The 15513-nt window shown below is 67.5% G+C and carries 14 protein-coding genes; 7 read left to right on the plus strand and 7 right to left on the minus strand.

Features of this window, described 5'->3' with window-relative positions:
- Position 1 precedes the first annotated feature (1 nt).
- The 4 genes from LZD57_RS21425 (at position 2) to LZD57_RS21440 (ending at position 3372) form a co-directional block, all read left to right on the plus strand.
- Positions 2-976, plus strand: a complete 975-nt coding sequence (locus LZD57_RS21425; RefSeq protein ID WP_233721620.1) for a tagatose kinase — start codon at positions 2-4, stop codon at positions 974-976.
- A gap of 91 nt (positions 977-1067) precedes the next feature.
- Positions 1068-1799, plus strand: a complete 732-nt coding sequence (locus LZD57_RS21430) for an SDR family oxidoreductase (protein WP_233721621.1) — start codon at positions 1068-1070, stop codon at positions 1797-1799.
- A gap of 37 nt (positions 1800-1836) precedes the next feature.
- On the plus strand, positions 1837-2565 hold the full coding sequence (locus LZD57_RS21435; protein ID WP_233721622.1) for an SDR family oxidoreductase: 729 nt from the start codon (positions 1837-1839) through the stop codon (positions 2563-2565).
- 75 nt (positions 2566-2640) lie between these two features.
- Positions 2641-3372, plus strand: coding sequence for an SDR family oxidoreductase (locus LZD57_RS21440; RefSeq protein ID WP_233721623.1), 732 nt, complete (start codon positions 2641-2643; stop codon positions 3370-3372).
- Between the two features lie 342 nt (positions 3373-3714).
- On the opposite strand, the gene LZD57_RS21445 is transcribed toward LZD57_RS21440, so the two are convergent.
- The 7 genes from LZD57_RS21445 to LZD57_RS21475 are packed head-to-tail and all read right to left on the minus strand — an operon-like array spanning position 3715 to position 10953.
- A complete protein-coding gene (locus tag LZD57_RS21445) occupies positions 3715-4818 on the minus strand; it encodes an autoinducer 2 ABC transporter substrate-binding protein (RefSeq protein ID WP_233721624.1) in 1104 nt (367 codons plus the stop codon).
- Positions 4819-4867: 49 nt separating this feature from the next.
- Complete coding sequence (locus LZD57_RS21450; protein ID WP_233721625.1) at positions 4868-5818, minus strand: ABC transporter permease; 951 nt, start codon at positions 5816-5818, stop codon at positions 4868-4870.
- A gap of 15 nt (positions 5819-5833) precedes the next feature.
- Positions 5834-6784, minus strand: a complete 951-nt coding sequence (locus LZD57_RS21455; protein ID WP_233721626.1) for an ABC transporter permease — start codon at positions 6782-6784, stop codon at positions 5834-5836.
- A complete protein-coding gene (locus LZD57_RS21460) occupies positions 6781-8301 on the minus strand; it encodes a sugar ABC transporter ATP-binding protein (protein WP_233721627.1) in 1521 nt (506 codons plus the stop codon). Before LZD57_RS21460 ends, LZD57_RS21455 begins: the two co-directional genes overlap by 4 nt.
- 52 nt (positions 8302-8353) lie before the next feature.
- On the minus strand, positions 8354-9796 hold the full coding sequence (locus tag LZD57_RS21465; protein ID WP_233721628.1) for an FGGY-family carbohydrate kinase: 1443 nt from the start codon (positions 9794-9796) through the stop codon (positions 8354-8356).
- 4 nt (positions 9797-9800) lie between these two features.
- Positions 9801-10160 (minus strand): L-rhamnose mutarotase, encoded by a 360-nt coding sequence (locus tag LZD57_RS21470; protein WP_233721629.1) that lies wholly within the window; start codon positions 10158-10160, stop codon positions 9801-9803.
- A complete protein-coding gene (locus LZD57_RS21475; protein ID WP_233721630.1) occupies positions 10150-10953 on the minus strand; it encodes a DeoR/GlpR family DNA-binding transcription regulator in 804 nt (267 codons plus the stop codon). Before LZD57_RS21475 ends, LZD57_RS21470 begins: the two co-directional genes overlap by 11 nt.
- Positions 10954-11227: 274 nt before the next feature.
- Between LZD57_RS21475 and LZD57_RS21480 the strand changes: the two genes are divergently transcribed.
- From LZD57_RS21480 to LZD57_RS21490, 3 genes are read left to right on the plus strand one after another with little or no spacing between them, the layout of a single operon-like run.
- Positions 11228-13339, plus strand: a complete 2112-nt coding sequence (locus tag LZD57_RS21480; RefSeq protein WP_233721631.1) for a bifunctional rhamnulose-1-phosphate aldolase/short-chain dehydrogenase — start codon at positions 11228-11230, stop codon at positions 13337-13339.
- A 49-nt stretch (positions 13340-13388) separates the two neighbouring features.
- Complete coding sequence (gene rhaI / locus LZD57_RS21485) at positions 13389-14687, plus strand: L-rhamnose catabolism isomerase (RefSeq protein WP_233721632.1); 1299 nt, start codon at positions 13389-13391, stop codon at positions 14685-14687.
- Between the two features lie 33 nt (positions 14688-14720).
- Positions 14721-15275: an SIS domain-containing protein gene (locus LZD57_RS21490; protein WP_233721633.1), complete on the plus strand. Its 555-nt coding sequence runs from the start codon at positions 14721-14723 to the stop codon at positions 15273-15275.
- Positions 15276-15513 lie beyond the last annotated feature (238 nt).

The following is a 15513-nucleotide window of genomic DNA, read 5'->3' on the forward strand; positions in this document are numbered from 1 at the left end:
CATGGCGCTGGCCCCCGACCATCTCGGCCCGACGGTCACCGTCGGCGAGATCCTCGTCGAGATCATGGCGACCTCGATCGGCGAAGGCTTTCGCCAGCCGCTCGATCTCGTCGGCCCCTATCCGAGCGGCGCTCCGGCGATCTTCACCGACCAGTGCGCCCGGATCGGGGGCTCGGCGGCGATCGTCGGTGCCGTCGGCGCGGATGATTTCGGCCGGCTGAACGTCGACCGTCTCGCCCGCGACGGCGCCGACGTCTCGGCGATCGCCGTCGTTCCGGATTATCCGACCGGCAGCGCCTTCGTGCGCTACCGGGCGGACGGCTCGCGCGACTTCGTCTACAACATCGCCACCTCCGCGGCGGCCCGCTTCGGCTGGAGCGAAGCCGTCGCTACGCTGGTGGCGAAGGCCGGGCACCTCCACGTCATGGGCTCGGCCCTATCGATGCCGAGCGCGGTCGCGGTCATCGACCGCGCCGTCGAGATCGTCAAGGAGCGTGGCGGGACGCTGTCCTTCGATCCGAACCTTCGCAAGGAGCTGCGATACGACGCCGAGACCGAGCGGCGCTTTTCGGAACTCGTCGCCATGGCCGATCTCCTGCTGCCGTCCGGCGAGGAGCTCGAACGGGCGGCGGGCGTTCCGGGGCGCGAGGCGGCGATCGAAAAGCTTCTGGCGATGGGCATTCCGGAAATCGCGCTGAAGGAGGGCGCCCGGGGCGCCAGCGTCTTCACCGCCGATGCCGAGCCGCTGCACGTTGCCGCCTTCGCCGTCACCGAGGTCGATCCGACCGGCGCCGGCGACTGCTTCGGCGGCGCATACGTCGCCTGCCGGCGGCTCGGCTCCGGGATCGAGGAAGCCCTCACCTACGCCTGCGCGGCCGGCGCCCGCAACGTCACGGTCCGCGGCCCGATGGAAGGCGCCGGCACGAGGGACGAGCTCGACGCCTTCATCGCCGCGACGCAACGCGCTGCGCCGTGAGAGACGATCCGGCAAAGGCGTCGGGTTCGGGACGGAGAACAGCCGCAGCCGGCAGGGCGCGACACGAATGCCACAATTGGGAGAGCGAGACATGCCGCACAGCTTCGACGGTGAGACCGTCATCATCACCGGCGCCGGCAAGGGAATCGGCCGGGCCACCGCGAAGTTCCTGAGCGAGCGTGGCGCGAAGGTCGTCGCCATCGCCCGCACCGATTCGGACCTTGCGAGCCTCGCCGCCGAGACGGGCTGCCGGACCATCAAGGCCGATCTTCTCGACCCGAAGGTCGCCCGCGCCACCATGCAGGAGGCCGGCATCGCCGACCACCTCGTCAACTGCGCCGGCACCAACGTCCTCGAAAGCACGCTGGACTTCACCGAAGAAGGCTACGAGACCGTCCTCGGCATCAACCTCAAGGCAGCGCTGATCTGTGCGCAGGAATTCGCCCGGGCGCGCATTGCGGCGGGCGGCGGCGGGGCGATCGTCAACGTCACCTCGCTCGCCGGCCATCGCGGCTTTGCCAACCACCTCTGCTACGCCGCCTCCAAGGCCGGTCTCGAAGGCGCGACCCGCGTTCTCGCCAAGGAACTCGGTCCCCACGGCATCCGCGTCAACGCCGTCGCGCCCGGCATCACTTTGACCGAACTCGCCGCAGCCGCCTGGAGCGACCCGGAAAAGAGCGGGCCGATGATGGCACGCACGCCCATCGGTCGCTTCGCCGAGGTCGAGGACGTCGCGTCGATGATCGCGATGCTGCTGTCGGCGGATTCGGCGATGGTGACCGGCGCGGTCCTGCCGGTCGAAGGCGGGTTCATGAGCGTCTGAGACGCGCGATCGGACAGATTATCGAAGGAAGAACAGCATGGCAGAATCCCTGAACGGCAAGGTCGCCGCGGTCACCGGCGCCGCGTCCGGCATCGGCCTCGCCACCACTGAGGCGCTGATCGCCCAAGGGGCGAGCGTCGTGATGGTCGACCGCGACGAGGCGGCGCTCCAGAAGATCGTCGAGCGTCTCGGCGACAGGGCGATCGCCCAGGTGACCGATCTCCTCGACGCGGATAGCTGCGCGGCCATGGTGCCGGAGATCCTTTCAAAGGCCGGCCGGATCGACATCCTCCACTGCAATGCCGGCACCTATATCGGCGGCGATCTGACCGATACCGAAACGGCGACCATCGACCGGATGCTCAATCTCAACGTCAATGCCGTGATGAAGAACGTGCGCGACGTCATCCCCCACATGATCGAGCGCAAGACCGGCGACATCGTCGTCACCTGCTCGGTCGCCGGCCACATGCCGATCCAGTGGGAGCCGGTCTATTCCGGCTCGAAATGGGCGATCACCTGCTTCGTCCAGACCATGCGCCGGCAGCTCAACAAGCACGGCATCCGCGTCGGCCAGGTCTCGCCCGGTCCGGTCGTCTCCGCCCTCCTCGCCGACTGGCCCGCCGACCGGCTGCAGGCGGCGAAGGACAGCGGCAGCCTGATCGAGCCGACCGAGGTGTCGGACGCGGTCGTCTACATGCTGACGCGCTCGCGCAACGTCACCATCCGCGACATGGTCGTCCTGCCGACCAATTTCGACATCTGACGGAAGGCGGGCGCGCCGACGCCCGCGGAAGGTTGCCGCCGGGGCGTTTCACGGGAAAGTTCGGGAGGAGAAAGCATGAGCGATCTGTCGGGTCTGACGGCCCTGATCACCGGCGCCGCCGGCGGCATCGGCGTCGCCATGGCGGAAAGCTTTGCCCAGGCCGGCGCGCGGCTCGTTCTCGTCGACATCGCCGATGCTTCGGCGCTCGCGGCGCGCCTCGGGCCTCAGCATCGCCACGCCGTCGTCGATCTGGAAGACCCGGCGTCGATCGCGGCCAAGGTCGAGGCCATCGGCCGCGAGACCGGCATCGACATCCTCGTCAACAATGCCGGTCTCGGCATCGTCTTTCCGGCCGAAAGCCCCGAGATCGACGCCTGGGATCGCACCATGCGGATCAACGTCCGCGCACCCTGGCTGATGGCCGCCGCCGCCCTCCCCTTCCTCAAGGCCTCCGGCCGCGGGCGGATCGTCAACGTCTCGTCCCAGGCCGGCGTCATCGCCATCGAGGAGCATGCGGCCTATGGCGCCAGCAAAGCGGCGCTGATCAACCTGACAAAGGTGATGGCGATCGAATGGGCCCGCTACGGCATCACCGCCAACGCCATCGCCCCGACCGTCGTCGAAACGCCGATGGCGCTCGTAGGCTGGTCCGGCGAAAAGGGCGAAAAGGCCAGGCGCGACATTCCCGTCGGCCGCTTCGCGCGCCCATCCGAGATCGCGGCGGCAGCGGTTTATCTCGCCTCGGCGGAGGCGGGGATCGTCAACGGCGCAACGCTGATGGCGGATGGGGGCTATACGGTGCGGTGAGCCCGCGGTCGAGGTCGGCGGCGTACAAGCCAGTCACAGCTGCTGTAAGGTTAGTCTAGCCCGTCCGAATTTGCACCCGAAGTGGAGGCTGTCCTGGATTCTCGGGACGGGGCCCGAGAATGACGAAGCGTCGATGGCGGCGCTCGTCCTGGACCGTCTGCGGCAACCTCGGTGACGCCAAAAAAAGTCGCGATCGCCCCTCCAGTCGTCATTCTCGGCCCCGTGCCGAGAATCCAGGGGAGCGTCGGACAGGGCTTATAACGAGAGCTTCAAGACCGCGTGCCACCATCCCGGCCCCGACGAAGCGGCGGCGGGCAAAAAACCCGCCGCCCTCGCTCAACCTCAGAAGTCGAAGTCGTTGATGTCGGCCTTGGTGAACACCTTCGGCTGCCCCAAGAGCACCTGGCTCTGGTTGACGATCGGCAGTTCGCCGAGGCGGCCGGCCTTCACCGTCTTGTCGCCGGGCTTCAGCGTGCCGTCCGCCACCTGCCGCATCACCTCGACCGCCGCATAGCCGAGATCGACGGTGTTCCAGAGGATCGTCGACTGGATGCAGTCGGAGTTAATGTAGGGCTTCATGGCGTTGGGCAGCGCCAGGCCGACCACCGAGACCTTGCCGCAGAGGCCGTTCTGCTGGACCGCCTCGGCGGCGGCGGGCGTCGCGACGCTCGTCATGCCGAGAATGCCCTTCAGGTCGTCGCCATATTTGTTGATCAGCGTCTGGGCCTGGTTGAAGGACAGGATGTTGTCTTCCTGCGCCTCGACGGTTTCGAGGAACTTCAAATTGGGATGACACTTCTCGGTATAGGCCTGCATCTCGGAAATCCACCGCGCCTGGTTGGGCGTGGTGAAGGTCGAGGTGACGATGGCGAAGCTGCCCTCCTCGCCGATCTCGGAGGCGAGCTGGTCCATCATCGATTTGGCGACGCCGTTCGGCAGCGCCTGGTTGACGAACCACTGGCGGGCGTCCGCCTCGGCGTCGGCGTCGTAGCCGACGACGTTGATGCCGGCGTCGAGCGCCTTCTTCAGCACCGGCGCGATCGCCACCGGGTCGTTGGCGGCGAACAGGATGCCGTCGACGCCGGAGGTGATGTAGTTGTCGACGAAGGTGATCTGCTCGTCGATATTGGCCCGGGTCGGCCCGTCCGTATTGACGGTGATGTTGCCGAGTTCCTTGGCCGCTTCCTGCATGCCGGACGCGGTGCTGGCGAAATAGCCGACGCCGACGAGCTTCGGGATGTCGACGACCTTCAGATCCTTGCCGTTGCGATCGGGCGCATTCGTCGGCGTGCCGCCGTTGTATTCGCCCGGCTCGGGCGCCGGCGACTCGCCGGTGCAGGCGAGCGGATTGGTCGGCTGGTCGTCGCCGCCGGTCCAGGCCGACTGGGCGAAGGCCGGCGTGGACAGCAGGCTGGCGCCGATCAGCGCCGTCAGAAGTTTCTTCATGACAATTCCTCCTCTTGATTTGGCGCCGTCATGGCGCCCCTCCCAATTCTCAGTCGCTGGAAAAGCGGCTGAGAAGATTGCTGATCAGAACGGCGACGATCAGGACCGCGCCGATGACGACGGTGGTGCCGTCGCCGCGCACGCCCGAAAGCGACAGGCCGTTCTGCAGGATCTGCATCAGGCAGAGCCCGATCAAGGTGCCGATCACCATGCCGCGGCCGCCGAAGATCGAGGTGCCGCCGAGGACGACGGCGGTGATCACTTCGAGTTCGATGCCGCTGCCCATGTCCGAGCGGGTGGTCGACACCCGCGAGACGAAGACGATCGCCGCCAGCGCCGAGATGAAGCCGGAAGCGGTGTAGATGACGAGCTTCGTCCGCTCGACCGGCAGGCCGGAGAATTCCGCCGCCGCCTCGTTGTTGCCGATGGCGTAGGTGGTCCGCCCGAAGGTGGTGAAGCGCAGGATGAAAATGCCGAGCACCGCCACGAGGGCGAACAGCCAGAGCTGGGTCGGAATGCCGAGGAAATCGCCCCGCCCGAGCACGGCGAACCAGTCCGGATAGCCGCGCACCGAGCGCGCCTGGCTGATGCCCTCCGCCAGCCCGCGATAGAGCGCCAGCGTCGCCAGAGTGGCGATCAGCGGCGGTACGCGAAACCGGGTGACGATGAGGCCGTTGGCAAAGCCCGCCGCCGTGCCCGCGGCCAGCGACAGGCCGATCGCCGCCGGCAGCGGCAGGCCGAGATTCTGCCAGAAGACGCCGAGGAGAATGGCGCAGAGGCCGAGGATCGAGCCGACCGAGAGATCAATGCCGCCGGTGACGATGACGAAGGTCATCGGAATGGCGATCAGCCCGACCTCGGTCATCAGCCGGGCCTGGTTGAGGAGGTTCGCCGTCGTCAGGAAGCGGTCGTTCTGCGAGGCCATGGCGAAGAGGACGACGACGAAGAGAATGCCGAGAATGGCCTCGTGGCGGATCAGGATGCGTGTCATGGACGTCATCTGCGGTCCCTCCCCTCAGCCCGTTCGCCTGCGGCGCGCCATGTCGGCCAGCACCGTCGCGAGGATCAGGATGCCCTGCACCGCCCGCAGCCAGTAGGCCGAGACGTTGAGGAAGATCAGCGACGAGCCGATCGCCGCAAACAGGATGGCCGCCAGCGTCGAGCCGAACACCGTGCCGACGCCGCCGAGGATCGATACGCCGCCGACCACCGAAGCGGTGATGATGACGAGTTCGAGACCGACCGGGACCGTCGACTGGATGACCTGGAGCTGGGTGGCGAAGAGCACCGCGGCGATGCCGCCGATGGCGCCGTGGATGGCGAAGACCTTCACCACCGTCGCCTTGTAGGAGATGCCGCTCGCCCGCGCCGCTTCCGGATTGCTGCCGACCGCGTAGACCGCGCGGCCGAAGGTCGTGTAGCGCATGAGAAAGCCGGCGAGGACGGTCATGCCGATCATGAACCAGACCGGCGAAGGCACGTTGAGAAGCCGGAACTGGGCGAGCTGGTAGCCGGCCGGCAGGCCGCTGATCCACTGGCCGCCGGTGAAGGTGATCAGCCCGCCGGAGAGGATCGACAACATGGCGAGCGTGGCGATGATCGACGGCACCCTGGCATAGGCGATGAGGCAGCCGACGAGCGCGTTGATCGCCGCGCCGAGGACGAGCGGGGCGAGCCAGGCCAGCCAGATCGGATAGCCGTTGGTGACCAGCAGGCCGGAGATGACCGCGAGGACGCCGATCAGGGCGCCGATCGACACGTCGATGTTGCCGGAGATGATGACCAGCGACATGCCGATGGCGGCGACCGCGATATAGGCGTTGCCGACGAAGATCGAGGTGAGGTTGTTCTCCGACAGAAAGCGCGGATTGTAGGTTCCGACGAAGGCGAAGAGCGCCAGGATGACGACGACGAGGAGAATCTCCTGGCCGAGCGAGCCGAGGGCGTGGGTGATGCGCCGGCTCATCGGGCGGCTCCCGCCCGGGCCGGCTCGCGCCGCCCCTGCATCATCGCCGCGCCGACGGCGTCGGGCGTGGCGTCCTTGCGGTCGACGATCGCCGACAGCCGCCCCTCCCGCATGACGAGGACCCGGTCGCTCATCCCGAGCACCTCGGGCAGTTCTGAGGAGATCATCAGGATGGCAAGGCCCTTCTTGGCGAGTTCGCCCATCAGGCGGTGGATTTCGGTCTTGGCGCCGATGTCGATGCCGCGGGTCGGCTCGTCGAGGATGAGGATCTTCGGATCGGTGGCGAGCCATTTCGCCAGCACCACCTTCTGCTGGTTGCCGCCGGAGAGCTGGCCGACCCGTTGACGCGCATCCCGCGCCCGGATCGAGAACCGTTCGATCGCGTCGCTCGCGAGGTTCTGCTCGCGGCCCGTGTCGACGACCGAATATCGCGTCAGCCGGTCGAGGATCGCCATGGAGACGTTCTCGCGCAGGGGCTGCGCGCGGACGAGGCCGTGCAGGCCGCGATCCTCGGGAACGTAGGCGATGCCGGCGTCGATCGCCTCGCGCACCGAGCCGATCTTCCGCGGCTTGCCGTCGACGAGAATTTCGCCCGACGTCGCCGGCGTCACGCCGAAGATCGTCTGGGCGAGTTCGGTGCGGCCCGAGCCGACGAGGCCGGCGATGCCGAGGATCTCGCCGGCGTGGAGATCGAAGGAGATGTCCTCGACGACGCCGGCAAGCGACACGCCGCGCAGCTCCAGCCGCGTCTCGCCGCGGGGGACGTCCTCCTTGGGAAACAGCTGGTGGATGTCGCGGCCGACCATCATCGAGACGAGCGAGGCTTCGGTCACCTCGCCGATCGGCCGCGTGCCGACCGACACGCCGTCGCGCAAGACGGTGACCCGATCGGCGATCTCGAAGATCTCGTTCATCCGGTGGGAGACGTAGACGATCGCGACGCCCTCGCTGCGCAGCCGGCGGATCACTTCCAGAAGCCGCCTCACGTCGGCTTCGGCGAGCGCCGCCGTCGGTTCGTCCATGATCAGCACGCGGGCGTTGCGCGACAGGGCTCTGGCGATCTCGACCCGCTGGCGATCGGCGACGGACAGCCGCGAAACCTTCTGGTCGACGTCGAGATTGGGGCAGTCGAGCCGGTCGAGCAGGTCGCGGGCCTCGCGGCGCATGCGACCCCAGTCGACGAGGCCGGCGGCGGTCTTCGGCTGGTGGCCGAGAAAGACGTTTTCGGCGACGCTCAAGGCCGGAAACAGGAGCAGTTCCTGATGGACGACGATGATGCCCTCGGCCTGCGCCTCGCGCGGGCCGGCGAAGCGGCGCACCTCGCCGTCGAGACGGATCTCGCCCTCTTCGGCACGATGATCGCCGGCGGCGATGCGGATCATCGTCGACTTGCCGGCGCCGTTCTCGCCCATCAAGGCGTGGACCTCGCCCGGACGAAGGTCGAAATCGACGCCGGTCAGCACCTTCACCGGCCCGAAGGCCTTGGAGATGTTCTTCAGTTCGAGGATCGGCGTCATGGCCGCCCCATCCGGCGCTCTCCGGCGCCCGATGCTCCCCCCAGATTGGCTGTCACCCGCTCGCTCCCCCCGATGGTTCCGGCATTTTGCGGCTCTCGTGTTCCGCCACGCGGCGCCGCCAGCTTTCCGCATAGGCCGCAAGACCCCGGATCGGCCGCCGGGGCGACGCCGTCGCTCCTTCGAGCCCCACCCCGCCGGACCGCGACGGAGCCTGGGCATCCTTTCCGCGCGCCAAAAGCGCGGCGCCGGCCGAGGTGCCCGACAGTCCCGGCTTCGCCTCCACCGGCCGTCCCGTCAGCATGGCGAGCGCATCGCAATAGACGGCGTTGCGGCCGAACGGCCCCTCGACGATGATCGGCCCCTCGGCGCCAACGAGGTCGAGGCAGACCGAGGTCGTCAGCGCGATGGCAAGGCTCGCGGCGGCGGTGCGTTCGGATTGCGTCAAACCGGCGGGATCGACCGTCCATTCGCCCGCGCGCTCGGCGAAGGGCCCGGTCCCGCGGGCGAAGCTCGGCAGGGCCATGATGTCCCTGGCGATGACGGCTTCGGCGCTCGCATGGTCGGCGGCGCCCAGCGCCTCGCCGGCCATCGCCGAAAATTCGCGGCCGGCCATGAAGCGTGCCGACGGCACGGGCCGGGCGAAGGCGTCGACGTTCGCCAGCGTGTCGCGGGCCGGGTCGAGCGCACCCGCTTTGCCCCCGACGGCGAAGACGATCGCCCAGGTGCCGGTCGAAACGACCGTGAACGCGCCCTGCCGCCCGATGAGATGCGGCAGCAGCGAGGCGTTGGAATCATGGATGCCGCAAAAGACCGGAATGGGGTTCTCCCCCGGCATCGCCGCCCGGATCGCCGGCTTCAGGTCGCCGAGCCGATCGAAGGCCGAGCGCAGCGGCGCGAACTTCGCCCGCCACCCCTGCCCCTCGACGAGGGAGGAGAAGCGGCGTTCGGCCGGGCACCACAGATCGGTGTGGGCGCCGAGCTGGGTGACCTCGCAGGCCTCTTCGCCGCAGAGCTTCCACGCCCAGAACTGCGGGTAGGTGAGGATCGACGCCGCGGCGAAGCGGTCCGGGAAATGCCGCTCCAGATGGAAGAGTTGCGCCCCGACGTTCAGCCCGCCCGGCAAGGCCGGCGACTGCGTCTCGACAAAATCCGGGCGGACGGCTCGGTAGTCCGCCAGCGTCTCGGGATCGAGGGGAAATTCGTAGTCCATCACCGGCAGCGCCAGATCGTCCCCCTCGACGAGGGCGATCGATGCGCCGTGGGTGGTGACGGAGATGGCATCGACCGGCTGCTGACGCGACAGATTTGCAAGGGAGGCGAGGACGAACTCCCAGAGGGCGTCGGTGTCGAAATGCGGATAAGGTCCGTCGTCGAGAACGCGGTTCGGCGTCGTCAGCGCCGCGACTTCGCATTGCCGGTCGAGATCGTAGACGACGACCTTGGCGTTGGTCTTGCCGATGTCGACGACGGCGACGTTGCGGATTGCGCCTCCCATTGCGTCAACCCATCCGGAACATCGGTCGAAGGGGCAGCGAAACCGGCTCGTCGTCGGCCTTCACCTCCATGATGTCGGCCATCATCGCCCACCAGCGGCGCATCACGGGATGATCCGGCAGATCGTCCATCGCGTGGTCGCGACGCCGCTCCAGGGTGGCGAAGAGTGCGTTCGTCTCGGGATCGAGGAAGATCGCATAGTCGCGAATGCCGGCCTTGCGCAGGAGATCGACGAGCTCCGGCCAGATCGCGTCGTGGCGCCGGCGATACTCCTCGGCCATTCCCGCCTGCAGACGCATGCGGAAGCCGATGCGCTCGAAGGCCTCCGCCGTCTCGCGGCCCGGCAGCGTCCCGTCACGCGACATCGCGCTCGCTCCCTTCCTGCGAAAACTCGGCCACCAGCAGGCGCACACCGGCCGCCTCGACCATCGCCGCGTCCTTGTCGGAAATCCCCTCGTCGGTGATGAGAACGTCGGCCCGTTCGAGCGGCGCGATGATCATGCTCGACGGACGGTGGAACTTCGAAGAATCGGCGAGAAGGACGAGTTCGTCCGCCTGGCGCATCAGCCGCTGCTCCGACTGGATGACGAGCGGATCGGTTTCGGCGATGCCGTACTGCGAGACGCCCTGCGCGCCCATGAACATCCGCCGCGCCCGAAAATGCGCGATGCCGTCGGTCTCGAAGGGAGACAGGATCAGCGCCTGGTCCCGGTAGATCGCGCCCGCCGGCAGCATCACCGTGCATTCGGAATGATCGATCAGGTGGTTGGCGATCGAGAAGGAGTTGGTCAGGATCTGCAGCCGTGCCCCGGCGACGTGATGGACCATCTGGAAGGTCGTCGTGCCACCGTTGAGGATGATGGCGTCGCCGTCCTCGCAGAGCTTTGCCGCCTCGCGGGCGATGGCCCGCTTCGGCATTTCGTTGATCGTCCGGGCGGTCTCGAAGGGAGGGCTGGAAATCTCCCCGAAAGGCGGGGATTTCAACGCCTCGGCGCCGCCGCGCACCCGCTTGACCTTCTTCTGCAGGGCGAGCGCCGCGATGTCTCGGCGGGTCGTCGCCTCCGACGCCTCGGTCAACCGCGACAGCTCCTGCACGGTGGCGACCGAGCGGGCCTGAACCACGGAGAGGATGATCCTCTGTCTCTCGCGTTCGTGCATCGTTGAAGTTTCTCCCGGCCATGGATGCTGATGGACGACGTGTCGGTTGTCAATCATCTTCGATCAAATTCAATCATATTGCAGTGCAACATGACTAGTCATGATCGTTTTGATTGACGCTCGCGCGATTTTGGCCAATGCTGCGACCCGAACCAGCCTGCGGCCGCAGACCTTCCGGTGCGCCGCCACGCAAGGCCTGGATTATCGTCCGGACGCGCACAGCCCGTGATTTCGGCGTGGTCCGGCACCCGACGAAGCCGAAACGAGGTCGATCATGCCGACAGGTCCGAAAACCAGCGGTTCCACTCTCCTCCCCTCGCTGTGGGACGACGCCCATGCAGCGACGCTCGACGTGCCGGGGCGGCTGCTCTACCGCTCGAACCTTCTCGGCGCCGACAAGCGGATCACCAATTACGGCGGCGGCAACACCTCGGCTAAGGTGACCGAGAAGGATCCGCTGACCGGGCAGGACGTGACGGTGCTCTGGGTCAAGGGCTCCGGCGGCGACGTCGGCACGATGAAGCGCGACGGCTTCGCGACGCTCTATCAGGACAAGCTCGAAGCCCTGAAGAGCCTCTATCGCGGCGCCGAACACGAAGACGAGATGGTCGGCTATCTGCCGCACTGCACCTTCGCCCTCAATCCGCGCGCCGCATCGATCGACACGCCACTGCACGCCTATCTGCCCTACACCCATGTCGACCACATGCACCCGGACGCGGTGATCGCGATCGCCGCGAGCGACGACAGCCGGGAGGTGACGCGGCAGATCTGGGGCGAGGAGATCGGCTGGCTGCCCTGGCGCCGGCCGGGCTTCCAGCTCGGCCTCGACCTTTCCGCCTTCGCCCGCGAGAACCCGGACGCCAAGGGCGTCGTCCTCGAAAGCCACGGGCTCTTCACCTGGGGCGCGACGGCGCGCGAGTGCTACGAGACGACGCTGCGGATCATCAACACCGCCATCGCCTTCCTTGACGAAAAGACCGCCGGCGCCGCACCCTTCGGCGGCATACGGGTCGAGCCTCTCGACGCCGCCGCCCGGCGGTCGATCGCGGCAAAGCTGATGCCCGAGATCCGCGCCCGCATCGGCAGAGACGAGCGCAAGATCGGCCATTTCGACGACGGCGACGCCGTCCTCGCCTTCGTCGGCTCGAACGACCTCGAAAAGCTCGCCCCGCTCGGCACCTCCTGCCCCGACCATTTCCTGCGCACCAAGATCCGGCCGCTGGTGCTCGATTTCGATCCGAAGGCCGGCGACGTCGACGCCCTGATCGGCGGACTCGACGAGGCGATCGCCGCCTACCGCGCCGACTACGCCCGCTACTACGAGAGCTGCCGGCATGACGACAGCCCGGCGATGCGCGACCCGAACCCGGTGGTCTATCTGGTGCCCGGCGTCGGCATGATCACCTTCGCCAAGGACAAGGCGACGGCGCGGATCGCCGGCGAATTCTACGTCAACGCCATCAACGTCATGCGCGGCGCCGAGGCCGTCGGCACCTATCGCGGCCTGCCCGAGCAGGAGGCCTTCGACATCGAATACTGGCTGCTCGAAGAGGCCAAGCTCCAGCGCATGCCGAAGCCGAAGAGCCTCGCGGGCCGGGTGGCGCTCGTCACGGGCGGCGCCGGCGGCATCGGCAAGGCGACGGCCGAGCGTTTGATGGGCGAAGGCGCCTGCGTCGTTCTCGCCGATATCGATGCGGACGCGCTCAATGCCGCCAAGGCCGAGCTGGCAAAGCGCTTCGGCGCCGACCAGGTGCGCGACTGCCGCTTCGATGTGACCGACGAGGCAGCGGTGGCGCAGGGGTTCGCGGATGCGGCGACGGAATTCGGCGGTCTCGACATTCTCGTCTCGAATGCCGGCATCGCCTCGGCCGCCCCGATCGAGGCGACCGAACTCGCGGTCTGGGACCGCAACATGTCGATCCTCGGCACCGGCTATTTCCTCGTCTCGCGAGAGGCGTTCCGCCTGTTCCGCCGCCAGAAGCTGGGCGGCAACGTCGTCTTCGTCGCCTCCAAGAACGGCCTTGCCGCCTCGCCGGGAGCGTCGGCCTATTGCGCCGCCAAGGCGGCAGAGATCCATCTCGCGCGCTGCCTGGCTCTGGAGGGCGCGGAAGCTGCGATCCGCGTCAACGTCGTCAATCCGGACGCGGTGCTGCGCGGCTCGAAGATCTGGTCCGGCGAATGGCGCGAACAGCGCGCGGCCTCCTCCAGGCTCGAAGTCGACCAGCTCGAGGAGCATTACCGCAACCGCTCGCTGCTCAAGCGCTCGGTCTTCCCGGAGGACATCGCGGAAGGCGTCTACTTCTTCGCCTCCGACCTTTCGGAAAAGTCGACCGGCAACATTCTGAACGTCGACGCTGGCAACGCTCAGTCTTTCACGCGCTGAGCCTGCCGCGCACCGTAACGTCACCGGGCCAATCTGGGAGGAGACGGCCATGAGCGAAAAGCCCATCGACCGCGCCGTCGTGGAGGCGGACAACAGCCGGCTCGGCGCCGGTCTCGACGCCGATTACGCGGCGCTCGGCGAGCACCTCGACCGCCGGGGCATCGCGATCGACGCGATCGTGGACAAGGTCCGCGGCTTCACCGTGGCTGTGCCCTCCTGGGGCGTCGGCACGGGGGGCACGCGCTTTGCCCGCTTCCCCGGCCAGGGCGAGCCGCGCGGCATCATGGAAAAGCTCGACGACTGCGGCGTGATCCAACAGCTCGGACGGGCGACGCCGGCCGTTTCGCTGCACATTCCCTGGGACCGCACCGATCCGGCGGCGCTCAAGGAGAAGGCGGCGAGCCTCGGCCTGTCCTTCGACGCGATGAATTCCAACACCTTCCAGGATCATCCGGACGACCCGAAGCAGCCGCTCTCCTACAAGTTCGGCTCGCTCAGCCATGCCGACCCGGCGGTGCGCGCCCAGGCGGTGGAGCACAATCTCGACGTGGTCGAATTCGGCCGCGCCATCGGCTCGAAGGCGATCACCGTCTGGATCGGCGACGGCTCGAACTTTCCCGGCCAGGCGGACCTCTCCCGCGGCTTCGAGCGCTACCTCGATTCGGCGAAGGCGATCTATGCCGGCCTGCCGGAGGACTGGCGGCTCTTCACCGAGCACAAGATGTACGAACCGGCCTTCTATTCGACCGTCGTGCAGGACTGGGGCACCAACCTGCTGATCGCCCGGGAACTTGGAGACAAGGCCTTCTGCCTCGTCGACCTCGGCCACCATGCGCCCAACGTCAACATCGAGCAGATCGTCTCGCGGCTGATCTTCGCGAAGAAGCTCGGCGGTTTCCACTTCAACGACGCGAAATACGGCGACGACGACCTCGACGCCGGCTCGGTCGATCCGTTCCGCCTGTTCCTCGTCTTCAACGAGCTGGTCGAGGCGGGCGAGGCGCTGGAACGGCTCCACCCGGCGCACATGATCGACCAGTCCCACAACGTCACCGACCCGATCGAAAGCCTCATCCGCTCGGCGGGCGAGATTCGCCGCGCCCATGCCCAGGCGCTGCTCGTCGATCGCGAGGCGCTGCGCGGCCATCAGGACGCAAACGACGCGATCATGGCCTCGGAATGCCTCAAGCGGGCTTTCCGCACCGACGTCACGCCGATCCTCGCCGAGGCGAGGCGCCGCGATGGCGGCGCGATCGATCCGATCGCCGCCTACCGGGCGAGCGGCTATCGCGCCAGGGTCGCGGCCGAACGGCCCGCCAGCAAGGGCTCCGGCGGCGGCATCGTCTGAGCGGCCGACTTCAGGATCAGGGGACATCGAATCATGAGCGATCTTTACCGCACGGCACTCGCCGAACTCGGCACGGTCATGGACGGCATCGACGACGCGGCGGTCGACGAGGCCTGCCGGATGATCGCCGCGGCGCGGCGCATCGGCACCTATGCCGGAGGGCGCGAGGGTCTGCAGATCAAGGGCTTCGCCATGCGGCTCTTTCATCTCGGCGCCGATGTCGGCGTCGTCGGCGACATGACGATGCCGGCCCTTGAAGCCGGCGACCTCTTCGTCGTCTCCGTCGGGCCGGGCTACATCTCCACCGCCCTCGCCCTGATGGACGTGGCGCGGCAAGCCGGCGCGAAGATCCTGTTCGTCACCGCGCAGCCGGAGGGACGCTGCGCCGAACTCGCCGACTTCGTGCTGACGGTCCCCGCCCAGACGATGGCGAACGACCAGGGCGGCGCGGCGACCTCCGTCCTGCCGATGGGCTCGCTCTACGAGGGCGCGCTGTTCGTCCTCTTCGAGGTGATGGTGCTGAAGCTGCGCGACCTGATGGCCGTCTCCCCGGAAACGATGCGAAACAATCACACCAACATGGAATGACCGGCCAGCAACGCCGGGCGGCCGGGGGCTTCATCACCTCGCCCGCCCAGCGTCCGCCGCCCGCACCCTCAGGAAGAGGCGCGCTCGAACGCGGCGTGCCTTTCTGGAAACCAGGGCTCCGAATCCAAATTTTTATAGGCTTTGTTGGAGCAGTTCTGCGATGTAATTCGGTGACCATCCAGCAAGTTTTCGTCGTGATTTGAGGGAGTGTTTATCGTTTGCGCTTCGGATGATGTTG

The organism is Jiella avicenniae (assembly GCF_021390325.1).
GTDB lineage: Bacteria > Pseudomonadota > Alphaproteobacteria > Rhizobiales > Rhizobiaceae > Jiella > Jiella avicenniae.